At 58.3% G+C, this 23,641-nt stretch carries 18 protein-coding genes and 1 pseudogene; 1 reads left to right on the top strand and 18 read right to left on the bottom strand.

What is annotated here, in order from left to right; translation table 11 throughout:
* Positions 1–214 precede the first annotated feature (214 nt).
* Positions 215–2,398: an ornithine decarboxylase SpeF gene (gene speF / locus AC3ZVB_RS16720; RefSeq protein ID WP_490147185.1), complete on the top strand. Its 2,184-nt coding sequence runs from the start codon at positions 215–217 to the stop codon at positions 2,396–2,398.
* A gap of 26 nt (positions 2,399–2,424) precedes the next feature.
* On the opposite strand, the gene AC3ZVB_RS16715 is transcribed toward speF, so the two are convergent.
* The 18 genes and pseudogenes from AC3ZVB_RS16715 to AC3ZVB_RS16630 all read right to left on the bottom strand — a co-directional run.
* The gene (locus AC3ZVB_RS16715) at positions 2,425–3,093 is read right to left on the bottom strand and encodes an ATPase (RefSeq protein WP_490147184.1); all 669 of its coding nucleotides are present in this window, start codon (positions 3,091–3,093) and stop codon (positions 2,425–2,427) included.
* Positions 3,094–3,369: 276 nt separating this feature from the next.
* Positions 3,370–3,873, bottom strand: a complete 504-nt coding sequence (locus AC3ZVB_RS16710) for a GNAT family N-acetyltransferase (RefSeq protein WP_490147183.1) — start codon at positions 3,871–3,873, stop codon at positions 3,370–3,372.
* A gap of 196 nt (positions 3,874–4,069) precedes the next feature.
* Entirely contained in the window at positions 4,070–4,984 is a 915-nt protein-coding gene (locus AC3ZVB_RS16705) for a hypothetical protein (protein ID WP_490147182.1), read from the bottom strand.
* Positions 4,985–5,197: 213 nt separating this feature from the next.
* Positions 5,198–6,874: an MFS transporter gene (locus AC3ZVB_RS16700; protein ID WP_490147181.1), complete on the bottom strand. Its 1,677-nt coding sequence runs from the start codon at positions 6,872–6,874 to the stop codon at positions 5,198–5,200.
* 167 nt (positions 6,875–7,041) lie between these two features.
* Positions 7,042–8,211 (bottom strand): OmpA family protein, encoded by a 1,170-nt coding sequence (locus tag AC3ZVB_RS16695; protein ID WP_490147180.1) that lies wholly within the window; start codon positions 8,209–8,211, stop codon positions 7,042–7,044.
* A gap of 23 nt (positions 8,212–8,234) precedes the next feature.
* Positions 8,235–8,675 (bottom strand): type VI secretion system baseplate subunit TssE, encoded by a 441-nt coding sequence (gene tssE, locus AC3ZVB_RS16690; RefSeq protein ID WP_490147179.1) that lies wholly within the window; start codon positions 8,673–8,675, stop codon positions 8,235–8,237.
* 3 nt (positions 8,676–8,678) lie between these two features.
* Entirely contained in the window at positions 8,679–9,215 is a 537-nt protein-coding gene (gene tssJ, locus AC3ZVB_RS16685; protein WP_490147178.1) for a type VI secretion system lipoprotein TssJ, read from the bottom strand.
* Positions 9,196–10,293 carry a type VI secretion system baseplate subunit TssG gene (tssG, locus tag AC3ZVB_RS16680; RefSeq protein ID WP_490147177.1) on the bottom strand — a complete coding sequence of 366 codons (1,098 nt, stop codon included), beginning with the start codon at positions 10,291–10,293 and terminating at the stop codon, positions 9,196–9,198. Before tssG ends, tssJ begins: the two co-directional genes overlap by 20 nt.
* On the bottom strand, positions 10,257–12,026 hold the full coding sequence (gene tssF / locus AC3ZVB_RS16675; protein ID WP_490147176.1) for a type VI secretion system baseplate subunit TssF: 1,770 nt from the start codon (positions 12,024–12,026) through the stop codon (positions 10,257–10,259). The genes tssG and tssF overlap by 37 nt, the downstream gene beginning before the upstream one ends.
* A 24-nt stretch (positions 12,027–12,050) precedes the next feature.
* The gene (gene tssA, locus AC3ZVB_RS16670; RefSeq protein ID WP_490147175.1) at positions 12,051–13,637 is read right to left on the bottom strand and encodes a type VI secretion system protein TssA; all 1,587 of its coding nucleotides are present in this window, start codon (positions 13,635–13,637) and stop codon (positions 12,051–12,053) included.
* The gene (locus AC3ZVB_RS16665; RefSeq protein ID WP_490147261.1) at positions 13,634–16,798 is read right to left on the bottom strand and encodes an ImcF-related family protein; all 3,165 of its coding nucleotides are present in this window, start codon (positions 16,796–16,798) and stop codon (positions 13,634–13,636) included. Before AC3ZVB_RS16665 ends, tssA begins: the two co-directional genes overlap by 4 nt.
* 188 nt (positions 16,799–16,986) lie before the next feature.
* Entirely contained in the window at positions 16,987–18,063 is a 1,077-nt protein-coding gene (locus tag AC3ZVB_RS16660; RefSeq protein WP_490147174.1) for a hypothetical protein, read from the bottom strand.
* A gap of 90 nt (positions 18,064–18,153) precedes the next feature.
* Positions 18,154–18,420, bottom strand: coding sequence for a PAAR domain-containing protein (locus AC3ZVB_RS16655; RefSeq protein ID WP_490147173.1), 267 nt, complete (start codon positions 18,418–18,420; stop codon positions 18,154–18,156).
* A 400-nt stretch (positions 18,421–18,820) separates the two neighbouring features.
* Positions 18,821–19,594 carry a hypothetical protein gene (locus AC3ZVB_RS16650; protein WP_490147172.1) on the bottom strand — a complete coding sequence of 258 codons (774 nt, stop codon included), beginning with the start codon at positions 19,592–19,594 and terminating at the stop codon, positions 18,821–18,823.
* Positions 19,591–20,367 (bottom strand): hypothetical protein, encoded by a 777-nt coding sequence (locus AC3ZVB_RS16645; protein ID WP_490147171.1) that lies wholly within the window; start codon positions 20,365–20,367, stop codon positions 19,591–19,593. The genes AC3ZVB_RS16650 and AC3ZVB_RS16645 overlap by 4 nt, the downstream gene beginning before the upstream one ends.
* A 28-nt stretch (positions 20,368–20,395) precedes the next feature.
* Positions 20,396–22,444 carry a lipase family protein gene (locus AC3ZVB_RS16640; RefSeq protein WP_490147170.1) on the bottom strand — a complete coding sequence of 683 codons (2,049 nt, stop codon included), beginning with the start codon at positions 22,442–22,444 and terminating at the stop codon, positions 20,396–20,398.
* Between the two features lie 152 nt (positions 22,445–22,596).
* Positions 22,597–23,109: a hypothetical protein gene (locus AC3ZVB_RS16635; RefSeq protein ID WP_490147169.1), complete on the bottom strand. Its 513-nt coding sequence runs from the start codon at positions 23,107–23,109 to the stop codon at positions 22,597–22,599.
* Positions 23,106–23,641 (bottom strand): annotated as a pseudogene (locus AC3ZVB_RS16630) (type VI secretion system Vgr family protein); the annotation flags it as partial. The pseudogene AC3ZVB_RS16630 and the gene AC3ZVB_RS16635, both read right to left, overlap by 4 nt.

Genomic DNA, 23,641 nt, shown 5'->3' with positions numbered 1-23,641 from the left:
AGGGGGTGCGCGCGCCCCGCGTCAATCAGAGGCCGGTTTTCAACCCGTCGTCAGTCGTCGACTCCCGGTTGTCCGCACCCACCTTCCAATCTGACCAATCACGTCTATAACCAGTGTTGGCATGATTTGGATCAGGGTGTTTTCATCGATACCTGATTAAATTGATCGCTTGAAAAACAGCGGACAAGTGAATGTCCGCCAGGAGAATTTGCGCATGAAAATCTTGAAGATAGCTGCCAGCGATTCCGCCATCGATTGTTTCCAGACCTACAGGGAAGTCGTTCCGATCAGTCAAACCGACTACACCGACATCGCGGTTGCGGTGTTCTCGGTCGAAGACGTGATGGCAGGCGCTCTGGAATCGCTCCAGCGCACGGGTTTCGATATTCCGATTTTCCTTGCGACCTCCCCCGGCACCGGCAACCGCGCACGCGACGTCTATAAGCACCTGGAAAACGTACTGCTGCAGGTGAACGGCATTTTTGACCGCTCGCGCAACAACGTCGAATACCATGGCCACCAGCTCGAGACCGCCGCGAAGGCCTACGAAGAGAGCCTGCTGCCGCCGTTCTTCGACGCCGTCAAGCGCTACACCGAATCGGCGAACGTGACGTTCGCTTGCCCTGGCCACCAGGGCGGTCAGTTTTTCCGCAAACACCCGGCGGGTCGGCAGTTCTTCGACTTCTTTGGCGAAACGCTGTTTCGCGCCGACATGTGCAACGCTGACGTCAAGCTGGGCGATCTGCTGATCCATGAAGGCCCGGCGCTGCTGGCGCAGAAACATGCGGCCAAAGTATTCAACGCGGACAAGACCTACTTCGTACTCAACGGCACCTCGGCCTCCAACAAGGTGGTTACCAACGCACTGCTGACGCCTGGCGACCTGGTGCTGTTCGACCGCAACAACCACAAGTCCAACCACCAGGGTGCCTTGATCCAGGCAGGCGCTACGCCGGTGTACCTGGAAACCGCGCGCAACCCCTATGGCTTCATCGGCGGCATCGACGCCCACTGTTTTGAAGAAGAATACCTGCGCGAATTGATCGCTGAAGTGGCGCCGGACAAGGCCCAACAACCGCGTCCGTTCCGCCTGGCGATCATTCAACTCGGCACCTATGACGGCACTGTCTATAACGCCCGTCAGGTGGTCGATCGCATTGGCAAGTTGTGCGATTACATCCTGTTTGACTCGGCGTGGGTGGGCTACGAACAGTTCATCCCGATGATGAAAGACTGCTCGCCACTGCTGCTGGACCTGCACGCGGACGACCCGGGCATCTTCGTGACCCAATCGGTGCACAAGCAGCAGGCGGGGTTCTCCCAGGCTTCGCAGGTACACAAAAAAGACCGTCACATCAAAGGACAAGCCCGCTACTGCAACCATGCGCAATTGAACAATGCGTTCATGTCACAGGCGTCCACCAGTCCGTTCTATCCGATTTTTGCCTCACTGGACGTGAACGCGCGAATCCATTCGGGCCGCAGTGGCCTGAAGCTGTGGGATGACTGCGTGAAATTCGGCATCGACGCACGCAAGTTGATCCTGGAAGCCTGCACCATGGTCCGCCCATTTGTGCCCGCGACCATCGAAGGCCGTGCGTGGGAGGATTACCCCACTGAAGAAATCGCCAATGACCTGCGGTTTTTCGAGTTTCACCCAAAAGATCGCTGGCATGCCTTCCAGGGCTACGGGGAAAAGCAGTACTTCATCGACCCGTGCAAATTGCTGTTCACCACGCCCGGCATCGATCCGGTGGATGGCAGTTACACCGATTTCGGCATTCATGCCGGCATTCTCGCCAACTTCCTGCGCGAGAACGGCATCGTTCCGGAAAAGTGCGACCTGAACTCGATTCTGTTCCTGCTGACCCCGGCTGAAGACTGGGCAAAAATGACCCACCTCGCCGCGCAAATCGCGCGTTTCGAACGCTTCGTCAATGACAATGCTCCGATGAGCCGCGTATTGCCGGCCATCTATGCGCGTTACGAAGCGCGCTATCGCAACTACACCATTCGCCAGCTCTGCCAGGAGATGCACGACCTCTACCGCAATCACAATGTGCAGCAGTTGCAGAAACAGATGTTCCGCAAGGAACACTTCCCGAAAAAGGCCATGAACCCCCAGGCTGCGCAGTTCGAATTCATTAGGGGCAACATCGAGTTGGTGGCGCTGGCCGATGCCGATGGACGCATCGCCGCCGAAGGTGCGCTGCCCTACCCGCCGGGCGTGCTCTGCGTCGTGCCGGGGGAAATTTGGGGCGGCGCGGTGCTCAAGTACTTCCTGGCGCTGGAAGAAGGGATTAACGCGTTGCCAGGTTTTACCCCGGAACTTCAAGGCGTTTACTTGAAGGAAGTTGAAGGGCGTATCCGTGCGTATGGGTACGTGATCAAGAACTGACGCGAGTTAATGTGTGGCTAGGTCGCCTATTTAGTCGCGACCTGAGCCACATCACCCGCGCTCACCAACGCCTTGAGCGAGGTATCGAACTGCTTCAAGGCGTTCACTTGCAACTCGGTTTGCTGATCGATTTGCGCTGCAATCTCCGGCGCCGCTTTGCCGTGAACCCAAAGCGAAGGCATCTGCTTTTCCCGTGAGCCTTCGGCCTGGCCGATGTACTGCAGGTTCGAGTCATAGAACTTCGCCAGGAATCGCGCTTGCACCTGCGGGTTACGCTTGGACACCAGGCGGCTATACGAATCCAGCATCACCACCACGTCCGGATGAGCTTGCACGACCGCGTCCAGGCTGTCGTAGACCTTGACCGATGCGAACTCCTTCTGCAACGACTCCATCAACCAGTCAATCGCCATGGTCGGCTCGGAGCTTCTGACGAACGCGCTGCTGATACGCGAGTCGAGCTGAGGGTTCCTCGCGCCATTCACCGCGACCGCGTGGTACTGCTCCAGGTATTCGATCGTGTTGAGGGTGTTTTCGCTGTAAATCACCCCGACCGACCGGGCATGACGCAGATCGGCTGAGCTGTTCGCAACGGGAGGAAAGTGGCAGGACGGGCCGGCAGCGTAGACAGGTGCAGCGGCAGCGAGGCTGCCAGTGAGAATGGCGGCAATGGCCAGCAGGGAAGAGAGTCTCATCGCACAGGTTCCTTCAAAGGCGAGTTCGGTATGTGGTTATCTTCCTCTCTTGATGGAAATACTGAAGATGCATTTCTTGATGGTGGTTATCGATTAAACGAATGGTTGGGTGTCCGTGTATCAGCCAGGACCCTGTAGCAGCTGGCGAAGCCCATGGTGAGGGGATTTAGCGAAACGTCGCACCGTCCCGTTGGGTCGCGGAGCGGCCCTGAAATCTCTACGACTGCTGCGCAGCCGAACGGGGATAAATCCCCTCACCACGGGCTTCGCCAGATTCTACAAAGTCGGGTTAACCGCTCGGGTCGAGGGGAGATCGAAAAGTCTCTTCACCATCGGCACGCACGCCAGTTGCAGCCCCGACGGTGACTGGTAAATCGCTACCTGCTCTCCCACGTAGCCGCATCGCCGGTAGAAGTCAGCCGCGTTCAACGTAGCGTCCAGGATGACGTCATCCAGCCCTAACTCCCGAGCCAGGGACTCCAGGAAATCAAGCATCCGCTTGCCAATGCCCTGCTGCATGAACCCCGGAAGCACAAAGATCGCGCCGATTTCCTTGTGCTTCAGGTCAAGCATTCCCGTTGCTACCGGCTCGCCCTCGATGCACCCCAGATAGAAGTGCTTTTCCATCAGGTCGCAATAGCCGTCCTCGGCCTTCCCGGCTGTCCAGGCCTGCATTTGTTCCGGGGTATACGCGCCGATGCATTGATGCCGTATCGCTTTGAGGCGAATGTCGAAGGCTGTCCCGCAGTCGTCGTACCGGGCTCGTTTGATGTCCAACATTTCGATCTCCATCAGCCAGTGGCGGACGGCGCATTAAAAAGCCCCGTCCATTTCTGGCGGGGCCTTTGGGTTACTACGTCAGGTAACAAGCACGCGTGAACTCATGGTCCGTCAGAGGCAGTCATGGAAGTGCACATCATGTTCATGCTGAGTGTGTCGTTCATGGTTCGATAGTGTTGTTTGGCGCGCTGGATTGTCAATCCTGCAACACCGGGACAGGCTCGGCGCGGCTGGACGCCGCGTCATCCAGAATCGCGTCCAGGGTGGCGAGGAACAGGTCGTGGCTCAGAATCCCGGTGCAGACTGTCGACAGCACTTCATTCCCGGCCTCGTCCTTGATCACCACCAACTCACTCCACACACTCAAATCCACGGTGCGCAAACTCGACATTGGCACCTTGCGACCCTGCACCTCCAGGAACTCGCGCGTCATCAAGATTGGCTGCGTTTCCACATCAAGGAAATTGCCTTTCATGCGCTTGCCCCATACCGCACTGCTCGGTACGTACTTGAAAGTCACCACCCCGCCGCCTTCCAGGGTCTGCATGACGGCAGGGAGGCGTTCGCGCACATGCAGCTCACGCACCCGCTGCTGGAAGTCTAGAAAACCCTTGAGGGAATGAATGACCCGGTGAAACGGCTCGTTTGCATTGCGCCGGTACGCCAGGTTGGTGATCAGGCCGCTGATCGCCGCCTGCCCGGAGCTGAAGAGATAAAGGTCTTCGATCTGAACAAAAGGAACGTAGTCCTTCTTCGCACCGATGATGTGCGCGATGCCCTGTTCGTAGATTTCATAGCTGCCCTGACGTAAGCGCTTTTGCCAGACAAACAGGCCAAAAAGGCCCGCGGCGATCACCGCCAGGAATGCGCTGGCGAAATACATCATCATTTGCGGGCTGGAAAAATCCAGGTGGGTGCCGCGGCTGGAGGTCACACTCACAGGTCCGGAACTGCCTGCAGGCAGAATCGTGCTCAGGTACAGCACGAAACACGCCATGCCCAGCATGACAAGACCGACGACCAGGATGAAAATCGGGAAACCCTTGCCATGGCGGAAGGACGCTATTAACGCACCGGTGGCCGGTGTAGACGCAGATGAGGATTGCTGCATGAGGTTCTTGCTTCCTTGTAAGAGAGAGTCGAGACGCGCCGCCATCCAGGCTGGCTTCGCCGATGAACGCGGCGTCTATTGGGGTGTTGTCTGACTGAAGTCCAGTCATGCCGGGGTGGGCACTGTTTTGAGTAGGGTGGACCGTATTCGTTCATAACGGGGTACCGATCGACGCAGCAGAGGCCCTCTCCCTCGCGAGAGAGGGCCCGGCCGTCAGTCGTTAAGGATGTCCCGATCCTTGGTTTCCGGCAGGAAGAACGTGCCCAGAATGGCCGTCATCACGGCGATGACAATCGGGTACCACAACCCGTAGTAGATATCCCCCGTCGCCGCGACCATGGCGAACGCCACCGTGGGCAGGAAGCCGCCGAACCAGCCGTTGCCGATGTGATACGGCAGCGACATCGAGGTATAGCGGATGCGCGTCGGGAACAGCTCCACCAGCCAGGCGGCGATCGGGCCGTACACCATTGTCACGTAGATCACCAGGATGGTCAGGAGCAGCAGCACCATCGGGTAGTTGGTTTTCGCCGGATCGGCTTTCTCTGGATAACCGGCTTCCTTGAGTGCCGCGCCTAACGTGGCCGTGAACGCATCGTTGCGGGTCTTGAAGTCCGCAGCCGGCATGCTGGCGCCATCGAAGCTGGGGATCACCTTGTCGCCGATGCGCACTTGCGCGACCGTTCCTGGCTCAGCCTTCTCGTTTTTGTACGGGATGGCTCGTTTCGCCAGCAAGGTCTTGGCGAGGTCGCAGGAGCTGGTGAATTTGGCCTCGCCCACCGGGTCGAACTGGAATGAGCATTGGTCGGGGTCGGCGATCACCGTGACGGGGTTTCTTTCCTGCGCGACGAACACGTCGGGGTTACCGTATTGGGTCAACGCATGGAAGATCGGAAAGTAGGTCAACGCCGCCAGAATACAGCCAGCCATGATGATCCCCTTGCGGCCGATGCGATCGGACAGGCTGCCGAAGATCACGAAGAACGGCGTGCCAATCAACAGCGAACCCGCGATCAACAGGTTAGCGGTCTGCGCATCGATTTTCAGCGTCTGCAGCAGGAAGAACAGCGCATAGAACTGCCCGGTGTACCAGACCACTGCCTGCCCCGCCGTGCCGCCGAGCAATGCCATGATCACGATCTTGAGGTTGTCCCAGCGTGCGAAGGACTCGGTCAGCGGTGCCTTGGAGGCTTTGCCTTCGGCCTTCATTTTCAGGAACACCGGCGACTCGCTGAGTTGCAGGCGGATGTACACCGAGACGATCAACAGCAGGATCGACAGCAGGAACGGAATCCGCCAGCCCCAGGCCTCGAACGCTTCGTTGCCGAGTACGGTCCGGCAGGCGAGGATCACCAGCAGCGACAGAAACAGGCCAAGTGTCGCGGTGGTTTGAATCCAGGAAGTGAAATAGCCTCGTTTACCTTTCGGTGCATGTTCGGCCACATATGTCGCCGCACCGCCGTATTCCCCGCCCAACGCCAGGCCTTGCAGCAGCCGCAAGGTGATCAGGATGATTGGCGCCGCGACCCCGATGGTCGCGTATCCCGGCAGGAACCCGACGATGGCCGTGGAGATACCCATGATCACAATCGTGATCAGAAAGGTGTGTTTGCGCCCGATCATGTCCCCCAGCCGACCGAACACGATCGCACCGAAGGGCCTGACGGCGAACCCCGCCGCGAACGCCAGCAGCGCGAAGATGAAAGCCGTTGTCTCGTTGACCCCGGCAAAAAAGTGCTTCGCGATGATCGCGGCCAGTGAGCCATACAGGTAAAAATCGTACCACTCGAACACCGTGCCAAGGGAAGAGGCAAAGATAACCTTGCGCTCCTCCTTGGTGATGCTGTGCTTGGGCGCACTGCCCGTGGTGGTGTTGTCGATTGCGGCCATGAGTGTTCTCCGTCTATCTCTTGTTGTAGGCCGGAGTACCTCACTACCCTCGCCGCACCCAGGCCCTGGGGCTGATGTCATCGGATTACGGACTGCGTAAAGCAAGCGAACAGGCTGACGGCCTCGCATCGCTGCAAGGTTTCCTAAGCATAATCAGCTTCGCGCAGTTATCCACTCGACATCGCGTTAAAACCGGGCTCCACCGCCTGCCCGCACGCCCCCACTTGCGGCACCAGGCTGATATCGACACGCCGATTGGCCGCACGGCCCGGCTCGGTGTCATTGCTGGCGATCGGTTGGCTCGCCGCGAGCCCTTGCACCGCAAAGCAGCTATCGGGGATGTCGCTCATGGTTTGCATCCAGCCCCGTACGGCAGATGCACGCGCATGGGACAACTGCAGATTGTTTTCAGCGCTGCCCTTGGCATCGGAATGCCCGGTGATCACGATCAGCCAGCCGGGCTGGGCCTTGATGTCGACCAGGGCGCTGATCAATACCTTGGTCGAGTCAGGGTTGAACTCGGCGCTGCCCGCCTTGAACAGCGAGAGGCTGTTCAGACGCACCGGCGTGGGAACGGTTTGCTCCGGCTTAAACAGGCTGATGAGACCGGGCGAGCCCTCCTTGTTCGCGCCCGAGGTCTGCCACCACAGTCCACTTGCCAAGAGGATCGAGGCCGCCCCGGCACACAGACAAATCACGAGGCGACGCTTCGAAGATTTCATCTCGGGCATCGGGGTCGCTGGCACAACGACAACGGGCATCAACAATGCCGGACTCGACCCTCTCGTCGGCAACGGCGTCATGACGCCCGATACGGGGTGTCCCTGCATCCGTAATATCAGGGCTTCGATCTGTTGGCGCAGCGCCTGTAACGCAACCAAAGGGGCGTGCACCTGATGATCCAGGCGCTGGTGCAACCGCTGCAGCTCAGTGCCCAGTTGGAGGAGCGCAGGCAGGCTTCGCCCATCGATCTCCAGGCTGCGCAACAACCACTGCAGTTGCGCGATGAGCCAGGCCAGGATATCCAGGCGCACGGACGGCACCGGCGGCCATAGGGTCGACCATTCGCAGGCCAGCGCTTCTATCAGCGACGCCCCCTGGGCCATGCCTTCAAGACCATAGCGATGACTGCGCGCGAGCGCGAAGGACGCGGCTGTTTGCAGGTCGCCGCCGTTCTGCTGGAACAGCGTCAGGCACAGCTGCTCGACCCTCGCCCAGTCCACGTCCGGACACGCCGGATGGTTCAACTTGGCCAACTCATCGCGCAGTGCCCCAAACTCGGCGGAGCCGCGTGGATCACCGCCGACCCGAATACGCATTTCAAACAACACCGTCATACAGCTTCCCTTCCGTTACAGGTTCACGATTGTGGGACCCAGCTCTGGCGCTTCAAGTGGCGCACCAGAACCTTGCCCTCGGCGCCCAGCGTGGTGCCGAAGGTTACCCGCTGACCGCCCTTGAGCTGCACGTCCAGCGCGTATTCCAGATGACCCGGCTGAAGCTGCGGCAGCAGTTCAATGTCCACTGAAACCAGGCGAGGTTCATAACGGATGAGGGTGTCCGCCAGGGTCTTCATCAGCCCATGTGCCGCAGCGGGTAACCCCTGAAGAATGTGGCCCATATCCGGGAGTCCGTAATCCGGCAGGTGGTCCAGCGCACCTGCCCGGCTATTGAGGATGCGTTGCAGATTGTCCAGCACCGACAGCGTGTATTGATCCTCTTCGGCGACTTGATGCAGGTCCAGCTCCCCATCGAAGTTCTGCAGCAAGGTTTCGTAGAGTGAAGGATTGAGCGGGGTCATCGGCTACTCCCTGGCCAGCGGTCGCAAGGTCAATCGGTTGTCACCCAATTCGATGACCCGCGCGAGATCGGGGTCCAGCTCCTCTCGGGCCAGGGTCACGCGCCACGTATTCATCTGGTTATCGGGGTGGCGAAACAAAGCGACCACCGAGACGAAACGCGTGTCTTTGTCCAGGGGCACACTGAGCTGCGCTCCCTCCCCCGGCTTGACGACCACGGCCCGTTTGTCCAGCAGATCCGCGCTGAGCACCCGGTCGTCATGACTCAGCAAATTGTCATAGGAGGCCTTTTCCACGGCCTTCCCGTCACGCAACTGATACACGCGCACCAAGGTCGGTACCGACAGCGCGTTCATGTCCGTCGCGTCAGTATTGATCGCGGCTCGCCCGCTGAAATCGAGGTGCAAGGTCGTGACCTGCTTGTAGAAAATCGCTCTGGCGGTGGACGTGCTGGCATCCGAGACGGTTTGGGTCACACCACAAGCACCGAGCCATGTGCCAATAACAGCCAGTACCACGAGGTTAAAAACGGTACGCGACATGGTGTGTTTCCCTGTTGTGTGGATTATCTCGAAGACCTTGGTATCGGCCCAGATTGATCGTGACGGTGTCGTGCTCGGCGCCGGTTCGGGTTGCGCAGCCCAGTCCCAATACCGCGGTCATTCCGAGCTGTACCGATGCTCGCCCCAACCTCGGATGCGGCAGGCTGCTGACTGGCAGCGACAGGCGCAACTTGGCGGTGCAGCGCCAGCCCAGATAGACACGCAGCAGGACCAGCAGATCGGCGTGCAACTGCCCACCTGGCAACCATCCAGACGCCTCGTCCGGATCGTGGGTGAACAACGACAGCAGCAGCTGGCTGTTGGCGTCGTGCCCGACACTGCCCAGCGGCGTGCCTTGGGACAGACTCACCGGACGGAGCGTGGAAAGACTGGCTGGCTGAGCCAGCGAAATCCTCTGCGGCCAATGGGCCGTCACCTTCGCTTGAGTGGCGGGTGCCAACAGCGTCACCAGCGCAATAATGCCTTCGGCGTTACGGGTGGGCAGGCGCATCACACTCAGCAGCGCCAGAAAACGCGATACAGGCGTTGCGATCTGCTTGGCGGTGCCGGGAATACCAAGGCCGATCAAGCCCAGAAGGCATTGCGATGTCGCATCGGCGCCCCCTTTTTCGAAGGCGGCCGGGTACGAGTACTTGCGCCAGATCCGATAGAACTGGGTGAAGATCCGATGGTTGAAAATATCGAGGAACGCCTCCAGTGCCTCATGACCTTCGCGACGCTGGGCGATGTCGTCCAGGAACGTCGTCGGTAACGGCGAGTCCACACCGTATAGCCCAAGCAGGCGCGTGCGTACCGTGGCCGGACGCTGGGGATGGTTCACGTCGGTTTCGATACCCTTGAGTTCACCGGCGGGAAAACCCATCCCCGGGTCGGGTCGGAAACGCACCGGGTCGTCCGCCGGGTGAGTGGTACTGCCCAGTGGCGGGTGATCGGGTAATGCCTGTTCCAGCAACTGACAGAAGCGATACACATTGGCCTCAGCCACCCGCCCCTCCAGCGCCTCGAGTAATCCGCTGGCGTTTAGCCGGGAATACGCTGACTGTGATTCTCGTTCCATCGCAGGGATTTTCCGGAAGGTTGAAGGATGAGAGTGAGTTGGTTGTACAGATGAATGTCGGCGTACAAACCAAAGAAGCGATTGAGCATTTCGCCAAACAGGCTGATGTCGCCCTCGCCGGAAAAGCCATGGGCATCGAGCGTGACTTCTATGTCCACCCCACGCAGCAAAAAGCCTTTTTCAAAGCGCTGCACCACGTGGTGCTTGACCTCGACGATGGCTGCCAGGCGGCGGCGATTGAGCTCACTGTCCGTCCAGTCGTACAGCGCCAGCGTGCCTCGCAGCACTTCGGCGTTGTCGAGCATCGGCAGGAAATTCGACCCCAGGTGGCTGAGTACTCGCCAATGAAAACGGTCGTGATTGGGCGGGTAGCACGGCAAAGTAGGCGCGCACAGATTGCGCACCCGCAAACCGATCTGCGAGGACTGCACCAGCGTGTCCAGCAATGTGCTTTGCAAGGCCTTGCGCGGAAGCTGGCCGTGGGTGCCGGTGAGGCGCAGCGACAGGCTTTCCTTGCCGTCCAGTCGATCCTTGTCAAAACCCTCGCCTCCCAGAATCAGCCAGGTGTCATGCAGGCCGTTGGCTCCCCGCTTCAGCCGCGTATGGAAGTACCGCTCCGGTGCGTCGTCACGCAACATTCCGCCTTTGTGGCGAAAACTGCTGAAGGGCACATAGTCCTGCCGCTCGGCATCCCTGGATGAGGTCACTCGATCCACTGAATAGATTTCGGTATGACCGTCCTGCAGTCGCATGGGTCTGAGCAGGTAGTCGGTTTGCAGGGGTGCCAGGGCCATCGGGTCGGCTTCCAGCGCGAACAGATTGATCACCGGCACAGTATTCAGCCGCAGATGTTCTGCGCTGAGATTGAAGGTATGAGGCCACGGCTCGCCCAGCACCACGTCCAGTTCAAACCAGGCGGTTCCCGGAACAATCGTCAGATGTTCCAGCCCACAGAGGGTCACGAACATGAACTTCTCGCGGAAGGTGAAATACTCCAGCAGCAGTTGGTAACCACTGAAAGCGCTCTCCCCCTTTGGCCACAAGCGATCCTCATCGGCAAACCCCTTGGGCGAAAAATGACCTTTGAGTGGCTGACGATCCAGCTGCCCCGGCCAGCGCACGAACAACGCCTGGGTGTTGAGGGTCAACGCCTGATGCAGCGCACTCGCCAACGGGGCATCGGCGTTCAGGTACAGCGGCAGGCGACTCAGGTCGATCTCACTCCAGTCGGTCAACGCGCCGCAGGTAAAACGCAGGCGCAACAACGAACGGCCATCGGGCTCGTAAGCCTGCCGCACGGACGCAAGCGCGAGTGGTTGCAGTATCAGGTCCTGGGTGGTGGTGTAGCGGCATCGGGTACGCCGGGGCCCGATGGGTTGCGACAGCACTTCAAAGCCTGTCGCGATCCGTTCGCTGCGTTTCATTTGTGCGAGTTCCGGGGCCAGCTCAACGATGGACAGCGACGGAATGGTGCGCAGGTAATGCGGCCAAAGCAGGCTGACCAGACCTTCAGTCAACTCGGGCAGGTCATCGTCGAGTTTTTCGCGCAACCGTCCCATCAAGAAAGCGAAGCCCTCGAACAGACGTTCCACATAAGGGTCGCGTGCGCCTGACCTGTCCAGATTCAACTGCGCGGCCCGGTCCGGGAACGCTTCAGCGAACTCCTGACCGGCCTCACGCAGGTAGCGCATTTCGGCATCGAAGTAACGCAGTGTCAGATTGTCCATGCTCAAAGAAATCATCCTGATGAAAGAGAGTTAACCGCAGAGCACTGCAGCGCGTACCGGATCAATCGCCACCAGCGCCGCGAGCAGCGACTCCGTGCGCCGGCCCAGTGTGGTTTTGTCGGCATGATTGCGCTGCGCTTTGAGGCGCAACAGCTTGAGCAGGCGCGCCTTGACTTCGAAATTGAGCTCGGGCTCCCAGTCGGCCAGCGCCTGGCGATCAGCCGTGACCTCCAGTTCGCCCAGCAGATGGATGGCCAGATCGCTCTTGCCACACTGCTCGGCCACCCGAGCCATCAACAGGCGCAATAACCACCGCTGCCGTCCGGTCTGCATGCCAGGGCGCGCGGCCAGCCAGGCCAGCGCGTGTTCCACCCCGTCGCTGTCTGCCTGAGCCAATGCCTCACCCTCCAGCGACAGCACATCTGCATCCGCACTCGCGGGAGCAACTGCCGGTGCAGGCAACCACTGCTGGGGACGATTGCCGCTAACGTGCTGCACGATCCATTCCCGGGTGGTCTGGTCGGCGAAAGGCGTACCGTCACTCCAGCTCAACTCCTCCAGACCCGGCAGGCGCTCCAGGAACATGCCCAGATCCCGCTTGGCAATATCGGCCCAACTGTCCTGCGGCGCCGGCTGTTTGCTCAGCGCCTGGCACAGGTACCACTGCAGGTCCAGCCAGAAATGGTTCACGCTTTCGGCGTAGATTCGTTCGACCTGATCAAGCAATTCATTCCAGCTCTGTTGCAGGTACAGTCGCTTGAGTTGTGCCCGGTATTCGCCACGGGGCGCCGTCAGGCGCGTCATCCCGGTAGCGTCCTGGGGCGGCACCTGATGCACGGTGTCCCAGCGCAGGCTCTTCATCAAACGATGGGCCGCCAGCCAACCTTGTGGCTGCTCGCGAAGGTAACCGGACAAGGCCCTACCACTGTCCAGCAGATCCCTTCCGGATTTGATGGCCGTAGCGCTCGTCGCAGTCGCTTGCGCGTTCGACTCATGGCTGGCCGTGTTTTGCGGAACCAGCGCATCCACGCCGCCCGACTGCGCCAGTCGGGCGGACAACGCACCGTACAGTGCACCGAGTTCCGGACGTTGATCCTCCGGCCAGGCCAGCAGACCGCGCTCCAGCCAGGCGAGTGCGGCCACCGTGCGTTCTGCCTCGTCCTTCACGACTTCCGGGTACAGCGAAAGGCTGTCCAGCACCTTGCCGCTGGTCAGCCATTCCAGAGCCATCTTGCGACTGTTCGGTCGCGCAGGCAGTACGTCGCTGGTGTAGCGCTCTATCAGGGCAGCCAACAAACTCAGACCATCGCTTAAACCGGTCTCACCGTCCTTCTGCAAGCGTGCCCACAAATAGTAAGTGGCCACGCGCAGGTCCTTGCAACGCCGAGTCAGAAGCTTGCGCGCCAGCAGCACCACTTGATCAATGTCGGCGCCAGACAGCTTGTTGACCTCTTCACGCACCAGCTGGAAGTCATCGTCGTACCCCGGATCCTCCCCGACAGCCGAGCTGTCACTGATGGGTTCCAGCCAGGATGCCCAGCGATTCGACTGTTCTTGAGCAAGTGACAGGGCATCGCGTTCACCCAGGCATCGGGCTATCAATGTGCGCAAACTCATCCGGCCCTCCCGTTTTTCGCCGAAGGCTCTGTGGCACTGCCCTCGCTGAGAAATATCTGCTGCGGCAAGGTGAAGTCCCGTAGCTTGAGCAACGCCAACGGTCCGGCGCCCAGTTCGGTGCGCAGGTGCCAGGTCAGGTCCAATCCATCGGGGGCTTTAAGGCGCACACGGTAGTGGCTATCGCTGTCGTTCAGGGGCGTGACCTGGGCTTGTTCCAGCAGACGGATCAACCCCCAACTGCCCTCGTAATCGGCGAACAGGCGCTCGTTGGCGTGCACGCTGATCCAGGTCAGGCTCGTGCCGGGATGGTCGCTGAAGCCCGGCCAACTGAAACGCTGCCAGCTTTCCTTCTGATTGAAGTACTGATGTGTTTCGCCGTTCAACATGAAGGTGGTTTGCACCACGTCGCGAACGGGTTTGCCCCGCAGTTCGAAGCTCAGGCCCATGCCGCCGTCGGTGTAGAGGACGTCGGCAAGGTGGCTGAGCTGATTGATCGCGTCCAGGAACTGCGGGTTGAAACGCAGCCCCTGACTGTGCCGGGAATCGGCCACCCATCGACTGCCTTCCTTGCGCAAAACACCGCCCAGTTGTTGCTGCAAAAACTGTTCGATGCGCCCCGAATCGGCGCGGATCATCTGGCCCAGCATTGGCAAGGAGACATCGCTGGTGGTGACTGCAAAGGGATAACGACCGGCGAAGGCGCTGTGCCAGTCACGGACGATCGCACGCTGCCACTGGCTGTTGAGGCTCGCCGCCGAGGGTTGCAAGACCCGTTGCCACGCCTGCTCCAATGGCTGTACGAACAGCGTCTGACCGACCCCGTCCCACTGCGCACCGAGGCTGGCGGCGACCAGGCTGCCATAGGACTGGGTGTCGGTGAGGTCAACGTTTTGACCCTGAAACACCGTTTGCGCCAGGGCCTGGGTCATGGCCTGCGGATCGGTTGCGGTGCTCACTTGCTGCAGCTTCAAACGCACCCGCGTCACCCGATTGAGAAACGCCTGCAGGCTCAACTGCTCGCTGCTGCCGTCGACCTCTTTGCCGAGCAGCGCCAGCAGCGGCCCGAAGGTGGCGTCCAGCGGGCTGGTTGCGCCAGGCATTGACTGCTCGATCTGCGGCACCTTGTCCTGGGCGACCCATTGCTGCGCGGACTTGATCAACGACTCGGCCAGCGCCGGCCCCCGGATGCCCGCCTGGCCCTGAACAGCCAAGGTATTCATCAGGGCAATCAGCGGCGATTGGCGGACATCGCTCATCAGCGCCAGTTGATCGATCACATCGCCCAGGCTGTCGGCCGGCTGCCACCGCAGGCTGTTGAGAAAATCCAGCCAGGCGCTGGCGTAATCCTGAAAGTAACGTTCGGTCAGGCGCGCCTTGAGCACGTCGGGGGTCAGTTCGCTGGCGAGGTCGCGGTGGTTGTCGCTGAGCACCCAATCGATTTCCTCACGACGCGCCTCGGCAATGGCGTCGATGGCCTGACGCACCTGCCCTTCCCAGGCCTGACGGGTAAACACCCCCGGAACACTGGCCCGGCTGGTGAACAGCGCTTGGGCGTCCGTGTCACCGACCATCTGCGGCAGAGTCATGTCCGGGTAGTGATTGGCGGTTGATTCAAGAACCTTCTGGTACAGGTGAGTCCCGGCGTTGCGTTGGCCCAGCTGTCCGAGCAACACCCGCCGGGCCTGCGCCACCAACGTCGGATCGGCTTCGATGCGCCAGGCTGGATGCGCGGGCAACTGCTCTGCGTAAAACTGCCACAGGGTCGGGGACAGGCCTCGCCACAGGCCTGGGGAAACTCCGGAACGCAGGGGTTCGGCGTCGTTGAGGGTTTTCGCGAGGAAGACCGCTTCGGCTTTTTCCGGACGCGCCATCATCAGGTAGGCCTTGAGTTGATCGTAGGCATCACGGGCACGATCGGCGCGCTCGGGACTGTCCGGCGGCAGCTTGATCAGCGCGTTGAGCTGGCGCTGCAAATTGGCTGCGGCCGGGTCGCGCAGCAAGCGATTATTGGCCTCGACATACGCCGGCCATAAGGCCTTGAGCAGGTCTTGATTAGGGTTCAGGCCAAAGCGCTGATACCAGGGCGTACCGTGCTCGGCGCGGTAATCCAGACGAGCCAGCTCGCGCATCAGCTCATTGAGTGCGCGCAGTTGCGCGTCGCCTTGTTCTGACTGCTGCAACGCAGCGAGCGAGCTGTGTACCTGAGCAATCTGCGCGCGATTGCTGATGAAGGACAACAGCAGCCCCGCGCCCCACATCAACGCCAGACCAAGCACCAGCGCATAACCGATTCGCGAGGCAGGCCAGCCCTGGCGACGAGGGTGGGTCGATGTATCACCCAGCACGCCCTGCCAGGCCGGATCGACGGGCCAATAGTGCTTGCCGGGGTTTTCAGCCTGGGGCATCGGCAAGCTGAACCACAGCCCGCGCAACGGCACACCACGGGCGAACGCACCCAACATAGGCGCAAGCGCCTGACGCCAGCGCGGGATGCCCTCAACCTGCAGATCGCGGGACAGGCGCAGCAGGAAGTCATGGTTCATCTGACTGTGCATCTGCCCCAGGCCTGCACGGCGCAGGGGATCGACCAATGCATCGAGGCGGGTTTCCAGCTCGATCGAAGTGACGCGTCCTGGCAACAGGCAACCGACGGGTTGGGTCTGGCGGGCGGTCTGTAGCCATGGGGTTTCGCACACTTGCCAGAGGTGCAGCGGGAGCTGCCAGCGCACGTCACGAGCCAGGTGTTGCAGATGGCGTATGCCGTTGCCCATGGCGATGGCGTCGGTGGTTTGGCTGGTGTTCAAGGCCCAGATGACGCCGTCGAGTGACCGCCAGCGAGTGAGGCTTTGGCATTGTTTTAGGACCCCATTGTCGAGTGGATCCTTCACGCTACCGCCCCACAGCAGGACGGCGTTTTGGCCTTCGAGCCAGTGGGTTTGGGTGAGGCCGGGGGCAATGGCGGTGATCTGCTCGGGTTCGCCGACGATGAGGAGGATGCGGGTTTTTTGGCGCCAGAGGGGGCCGTGGTTTTTGCGTAGGTATTTGCGCAGTTCGAAGTACGTAAAAGTAGATTTTTTTGGCAACGACGAAGGTGCATCGGGCTGAGGATAGACCTTATCTGCCAGTCCCTGCTCGCGATGGTTTTGCCATTTGAGATGCATCAATATACGCGGCGCCAGATACACCAGACATGCGATGCCGGTAATGAGTAAAAGCACCGTTAACTTGTGGTGGTTCTCCAACAGTCCTACTCGTTCACCATACCTCCATATCATCCACACCAATGCCGCTATCAGTGCAATGATCCACACCGAAATACCCGCACGGCGCCAAGCATTACTCCCTGTGTTCATACCAACTCTCCCGTACCGACAGTGCCGATCCAATGCGTTGAATTTTCCTTTGCCAGTACCATCAGAGGCTGATGCCTATGACGAACCACTTCTACCCCGAGTGCCAACATCAGCCAATGACCAAGCGGCCCCGCCAAGCCGCACAGAGACTCCTGAATCCATTGCTGCTCCGCCTTCAGCGAAACACCGCAAGCACCGCTGCCCGTAATGATTTTGCCAACCAGTGCGAGCCAGTCGGCACGATCAGCCAGCAGACCAGTCGCCCGACAAGCACTTGATTGGGCTTTCAGAAACAGCGGCAACTCACTCTTCAGCGAGTCGATGTTCAACGGCATTGGACGAAAAAGACACGCCATCACTGGCAATTTCCAGGCAGGCGCCAATCGGTCCGGGCACAACAGCATTGCCGCCAGCCCATCGGAATACATTGCCTCGCCATGTACCTGTACAACGATGATCAACTCAAAGGCTGGGCTGGCCGTCTTGATCTTTTCGTCCAGCCAGTCATACGATAATTCCTCCGCAAGGGTCACCACCCCTGGCTGTACCTGATGTGCGAAGCTGGCCCAGTTCCGCCGCCAAACATCGCGCAACGATTCGTAACTCCTTGGGTCGACATCACTCAATAAGGTGACACGCAATTCCTGCTCAGCGGACATGGTCTGCAATACAGGTTTAAGAGCAGCGAGCAACAACTGAAGCCCTGCCTGCGCACGATCCTCCTTCTGCGCGGGCAACGCCGCAACGCGCCGCGCCTCTCCTGTACGAATGGGTGAATGGACCGGGGGGCGAGTGAGCACGCTGGCGCAAATATCGTCCGGAAGCAGCACACAGCTGGCATGTACAGCCAGATAACGATGCGCCCACTCCGCCCAGGCCTGCTGGATCGATTGAACCTCATCCTCAAAAAAACGGTGATGATTCACAGCTCCACCATGACTGTATGCACGTGCACCGAAGGCCAATACCCAGACAAGTATCGGCGAGACAGAAAGTGCCCAAATATTCAGTGCTTGCAATTGCGGCACCTGCTCGGAGGCATAAAGCAAGAACAGCAGCACGCTGGCAAACACTGCTACAGCTCCCGCCAATACCCAACGGCCCACCATGGGTGGTACTGGAGCTTCCACCATAGGGGGTAACTGACGATCCCACCCCATGGCTCAGCCCACCACGAAATCGGTAGCGCTCGAAATCATCCGGCAGCCACATTCACTGCGACAACCATCGACCACTAACGCACGACCATTTTCGGACCAGTCTTCGCAACCCTCCACAATGGCATTGACCCCATGGCCAGGTATCGGGCAACGGACTTCATCGCCCACAAGTGCCACCGGTTTACCATGCGCATACGTCGTAGATGAGGCCGATATCACGACTCCGTCGTGGGTGGTGCTATCGCCGAGCGAAACAAATCCCTGAGACATGATGTTTATTTCTCTTTTGTTTTTGAAAATGGTTTTTACATCTGTATTTTCTTACTCGGTCATCGTTCATTCTTCGCGGTTTCTAACAGCTGTCGCCGGAACATTATCGGCCGCTTACCCAACGCATCCCGGCTTGTAATTGGGGTATTGAAATCCATCACCAGGGAAGTCTTGATGCACTTACCTTGTGAAAGCCGAGCCCTTGTAAAACTAGATGGCTGGTATTTGTCCGTGAAGTGATGGCGAATTCCCAGCAATCGACCTGCTTTAGGGTTGCTGTAGGCAGGGAAAAACCGGGCCCGGTTTTCCGCGTTCAAGGAGCTGATGAGGCGCTCTCGTGATTGCTCGGCTAGCCGTTTGTCGTTCGGACTAAGAGCGCACCCAGAAGGAAAAACAGGCCTCATTTATTGCTCTCCGAAGCAATGCGAATGGATTGCAGTTTGCGAAAATTGGGGACTGAGCGACCATCAGCCGCACTGCTGCCATCGGGGTAGGTGAACTTAATAAAACTACCGATTTTATGTACCTTCGTTCCTTCCGAACGAACCAGAAAACTGGAGTGTAAGATAGGTTCGAAATGCACACGTCGTGCTTGTAATGCCTGATACATAAGATAGATATCGCCTTCGCCGACCAAGCTAATCCGCTTTCTATAACCGCCTAGGAAGACCTCACTTATCCATGGGTAGTAGTCTTCCTTGATTGTTAAATCTCCATCAATTTCAATATCAGCCCCCCCTCTTGGCGAATTGTTGTGATCGAAGATCACCACCACGCCGCCGCCAGCGCCGTATGTCACGTTCTCGCCAAAGCGTGTGGGATCGTCATAGATCACGCCAAAGGTCACATTACTTAATCGCCAGCGACACACCCCGCCTCCATCCACCGCCAGCTTCGCTTCGTACAGATCGCTCTGGCCCTGACGCACTGGTTGTATATCGACACTCTGGTGTCCGTCGCGCTGATAAGGCCTGCCACTGGCGGTGTAATCGGTGAACGTGCAAAGGGTTGATCGGTACATCACCTGCATGGTTTCCGCTGTGAGTTCCTTTGGCACCTTTACCGTCACGGTGATCTGTTCGCTGTCCGGGGGCGGTGCCAGGCTGTAATCCTTCGCGCAGCCGCTCAGGATGAAAAACAGAGTGATAAATGCGGCAGGTAGAGTTGGCCTCATTGTTTGCCCTCCGCAGCGAAACGGATGGCCTGCAGTTTGCGGAAGTCGGGTGTAGCCCGGGCGACGGTCTCGACGCTTCCATCAGGGTAAATAAACGTCGCATAATTACCCTTTTTCTTAACCTTGGGCCCTGCCGATCTGACAAGAAAACTTCGGTGCAGTATGGGCTCGAAGTGCACTTTTCGAGCGCGTATGGCTTGGTAACTAAAGTAGTAGCTTCTACTTTCGCTCAACAAGCTAATGTCTCTTTTATATGCTCCGATAAATGTCTCACCCAGCCAAGGGTAATAGTCCTTCTTGATTATTGGATCTCCATCAAGCTCTATTCCGGTCTGACCGCGTGGCGAATTATTGTGATCGAATACGACTACGACTCCACCACCAGCGCCGTATGTCACGTTCTCGCCAAAGTGCGTGGGATTTTCATAGATTACGCCAAAGGTCACATTACTTAATCGCCAGCGACACACCCCGCCTCCATCCACCGCCAGCTTCGCTTCGTACAGATCGCTCTGGCCCTGACGCACTGGTTGTATATCGACACTCTGGTGTCCGTCGCGCTGATAAGGCCTGCCACTGGCGGTGTAATCGGTGAACGTGCAAAGGGTTGATCGGTACATCACCTGCATGGTTTCCGCTGTGAGTTCCTTTGGCACCTTTACCGTCACGGTGATCTGTTCGCTGTCCGGGGGCGGTGCCAGGCTGTAATCCTTCGCGCAGCCGCTCAGGCTGACAAACAGAGTGACGAATGCAACGGGCGTCGTCTTGATCATGGTCTTATCCTTGGCGTTGTTCACAAGCTCAACCATAGGTTTTGGTGTAATAGGCGTCAGGCTCGGCGACAGCGTCGAAACGGTTTAAAGCTTCGGCGCCGCCTTCCGCAAGCTGCGTGACGAGCAAGGCTTGGACCATCAGGTTCTGCAGGTCGAGGAACACGCGATTGCGGGCGAACTCATCATCGGGAATGTGCCCGTAATAGTTATTCATCTGCTGCTCGAACCGTTGCCTTTCCTCTTGCTGTTTCAGCAAGGGTGAGCGCTCGGGATTAATCGATTCCAGTAATTGGCTGTACAGGTAGGGTTGGTATTTCCCCATGAAGTGATGGCGGATTCCCAGCAATCGACCTGCCTTGGGGTTGCTGTAAGCCGGGAAAAACCGGGCCCGGTTTTCGGCGTTCAAAGAGCTGATGAGGCGCTCTTGTGATTGCTCGGCCTGCTGGTTATCGTCCGGGCTCAGACCGGGCACCAGAAAGAGCTTGGATATTTCTGGCAGACGTCTGGCGATAGTGGTGTGGTAAGGCGCGCCGAGCCCGTCCTTGCTGCGATAGGCAGGGTAATGCGAACCGCGTTCTTCCCGGTGCTGCTCGGCCCTGAAGAACATAACAATTTCGCCGTGATGGCCGTAGGGGTCGCCATGCTTGACCAGCGCGCTGGCCGTCATCTGAAGTATCGACCAAGTAAACCCAAGGCTGGTGCCCAAGGGCCCATACAGGTCATACAGATAGTTATCCAGAGCTGCCTCAGGGGGAACGCTTGGGATCAGGTCGGTATCGTTAACATGGCGAAAATGCCGCAATTCACCGAGAGATCGCACGGCATTGAGGGTAAAGGTGCGAGGCATGCCGTAGGTGTAGAGCAGTGGATTTAGTTCTTTCAGAGATGCCGCATGAATCAAGCCGAGGGCACCGCCTAGACTATGGCCGCAAATGAATAGTTGTTTAAATTGAGTCTCTTCAAGGATCGTCTTGCCTAGGTCCCCCGCATAAATTCTCCTGGCCACTTCATACGCATCTCGAAATCCCAAGTGCACACTGCCCTTTGCGGTCAGGTCAGCGCAGGCCACCTTGGGTTCACAATTCGCAGCCACTTCCGGTTTTACCGGACGAAAAGTCAAATCCGTGGCCAGATCAGGCGCGTGAGGAAAACCCATTTCGGTGCCACGCCAGGCCACCAATACCTGGGCGGCATTGATGGCGTAAAACAATTGAGTATCACCCTCCGGAGGCTGAGCGTTGGTAGTGTCCAGCGGCTCTACACTCACATATCGATCATTGAAGGGCACATCGTTGACGAGGCAGGGCCAATTCGCACTGTCATCCCAAACCCGTGGTGTACGCGACAGGTCCAGACACTGCTGTTCAAAAAATTCCTTAACAGATCCCCGCTCTTTCTCAGGAAGCTTGCTGTACGCCAAAATACTCATCAGCCCCAGGTTGTAGGCGTTCGCCAGGCTGTACTCCGGCTGATGATGCAACACCAGCGACCACGCGCGAAACGGACAGACCTCCAGCACATGACGACGCTCGAGCTGGTCATCGCCGACGGTAAAACCGCCAAACTTTGCGTCAGGGAAATGGTAGGCCGGCAGCTGATTTCGGTCGGCCAGGGGCGGGTCGAACGTCGGCTGTTGATCGCACAACTGACCGATGCGCAGGTAATGGTAAATATGCCCGACTGCCTGAGCCTCTTTCTCAATGGGGGAGAAACCCGAACGCTGCGGGCTATAGAGTGGGGTGCGATCGCCGATGATCGGCCTCGCCGGTTCGGGGCGTTCGGCACGCAGGCGGCGGGTTTGCAGTTGCTCCGCCAGAGCATCGGCGCCCAGCCAAAGAGTGATCGCCAGTGGGTACAGTTCGTCAATGCGGATGAGCCCTTGAGCATCACTTTGACCGGTGTATTCAGGCGAGTGGCCCGTGAGGGTCGCTTCATTGATCGCTCGGTAAGGCAAATTCGCCAGCGGCTCGCCCTGTTCGTCCAGCAACTGGAACTCGATCCATTCCCGTTTCTGTACGACGCAGGTAACGTCCTTTCGGGGGTTGAGGGTGTCCGTGTAGTGCAGAGTGTCGTCCATAATCTTCCCTACTGACTTGCGTAAATTAATTATTGAAATTTGTACATCAGTGATCCGGTTCGGGCCGGGATCAAGATCCGTTTACGAGTTTGAAAAACTTCCACCCAGGAGCGAAACGCCCTACAAGTTAAGACTCGGTCGTACCTCGCCCATCACAAACCCACTCCACAAGAAGGCACTATCGTCGACCCATCTGACATGTATTGATATTGAAGATAATCAAACAAACCCGGAGATTTTTCTTGCACGCAGAAAACTGCATCGTAAAACAAAGTACTGGTTCTGACTGGGTTCTCAACATATACATTCACACGAGAATAGTACGTATCCCCAGCACTCAATGGCCTCGGAGCGACCAACTCTTTATATCCTGACAATTTAGTACCATACGAAATACAGCCGCCTGATTCCAAATACAGAGGAACACTGCCTTTTTCTAACTCAATGTCCCAGACAGTCACTCGCCCCCCAGTCTTTGCGTTATTTTGAGAGATAAGTATTGAGCTGATGCTAGTTCCTTGCGTCGGTTTTCCCGGCAGGCATAGAGCAAGTTTACCTTCTTGAAGTCGAATAACTGCGTCTTCAGCTGCGCCCCAAGGAGTGCCATTGGCCGCAGTAACAGCCGTGATCAATACAACAACTGTAAAAACGGAAACGATATTCATAAGTTTTTATCATCTGGGAGATGACTTTTATCAGCAGGAGTGAGCAACAACCCTTCCAATACTGAAGCGAGCATTACGGGATTCTTGTTCCTGTTGTCGTAATTCCATACGGCGCCTGGATCGCCCTCGACACAAATCATATAATAATCAGATACTATTTCACCCTGCTGTTCCATATTAAAATCCGAGAACACGCTTTCAGACACCAAATTGTATATATACGCAGCCGCCCCCTGACTTGTAACAGTCAGACCCCGTCGCTTCACGGGATAACCCAGTTGGTACTGCCAGACGTGCGTCATCTCGTGCATAAACAACGCTTTATCCCGACCTCTACCAGTTACTGAAAAATCCTCTCTGTAATACTTGGTGCTCTCCGGAAAGTACATCTCACCATTAGGCGTCACGGCGGTATTCTGAAATCCAAAGAATAACCACCACCCGCCGTGATGCACGTTGACTTTGGTGTAATCAATGGCATCCCTGAAGACAGTACCTGCCATGGCGATTTCACCTGGCGTCAGAGGACGCT

Source organism: Pseudomonas sp. MDV22-iso1 (assembly GCF_058145095.1).
The sequence above is the reverse complement of the archived record's forward strand: the minus strand, read 5'-3'. Positions and strand labels throughout refer to the sequence as shown.

Excerpts from the sequence above, each read along its gene's own strand:
- AC3ZVB_RS16695 (WP_490147180.1), bottom strand. The coding sequence starts at position 8,211 with ATGACGGTGTTGTTTGAAATGCGTATTCGGGTCGGCGGTGATCCACGC.
- AC3ZVB_RS16700 (WP_490147181.1), bottom strand. The coding sequence starts at position 6,874 with ATGGCCGCAATCGACAACACCACCACGGGCAGTGCGCCCAAGCACAGC.
- AC3ZVB_RS16650 (WP_490147172.1), bottom strand. The coding sequence starts at position 19,594 with ATGAGGCCAACTCTACCTGCCGCATTTATCACTCTGTTTTTCATCCTG.
- tssE (WP_490147179.1), bottom strand. The coding sequence starts at position 8,675 with ATGACCCCGCTCAATCCTTCACTCTACGAAACCTTGCTGCAGAACTTC.
- AC3ZVB_RS16655 (WP_490147173.1), bottom strand. The coding sequence starts at position 18,420 with ATGTCTCAGGGATTTGTTTCGCTCGGCGATAGCACCACCCACGACGGA.
- AC3ZVB_RS16645 (WP_490147171.1), bottom strand. The coding sequence starts at position 20,367 with ATGATCAAGACGACGCCCGTTGCATTCGTCACTCTGTTTGTCAGCCTG.
- AC3ZVB_RS16640 (WP_490147170.1), bottom strand. The coding sequence starts at position 22,444 with ATGGACGACACTCTGCACTACACGGACACCCTCAACCCCCGAAAGGAC.
- tssJ (WP_490147178.1), bottom strand. The coding sequence starts at position 9,215 with ATGTCGCGTACCGTTTTTAACCTCGTGGTACTGGCTGTTATTGGCACA.
- AC3ZVB_RS16705 (WP_490147182.1), bottom strand. The coding sequence starts at position 4,984 with ATGCAGCAATCCTCATCTGCGTCTACACCGGCCACCGGTGCGTTAATA.
- AC3ZVB_RS16715 (WP_490147184.1), bottom strand. The coding sequence starts at position 3,093 with ATGAGACTCTCTTCCCTGCTGGCCATTGCCGCCATTCTCACTGGCAGC.
- AC3ZVB_RS16665 (WP_490147261.1), bottom strand. The coding sequence starts at position 16,798 with ATGCATCTCAAATGGCAAAACCATCGCGAGCAGGGACTGGCAGATAAG.
- speF (WP_490147185.1), top strand. The coding sequence starts at position 215 with ATGAAAATCTTGAAGATAGCTGCCAGCGATTCCGCCATCGATTGTTTC.
- tssA (WP_490147175.1), bottom strand. The coding sequence starts at position 13,637 with ATGAGTTTGCGCACATTGATAGCCCGATGCCTGGGTGAACGCGATGCC.
- tssG (WP_490147177.1), bottom strand. The coding sequence starts at position 10,293 with ATGGAACGAGAATCACAGTCAGCGTATTCCCGGCTAAACGCCAGCGGA.
- AC3ZVB_RS16710 (WP_490147183.1), bottom strand. The coding sequence starts at position 3,873 with ATGTTGGACATCAAACGAGCCCGGTACGACGACTGCGGGACAGCCTTC.
- AC3ZVB_RS16635 (WP_490147169.1), bottom strand. The coding sequence starts at position 23,109 with ATGAATATCGTTTCCGTTTTTACAGTTGTTGTATTGATCACGGCTGTT.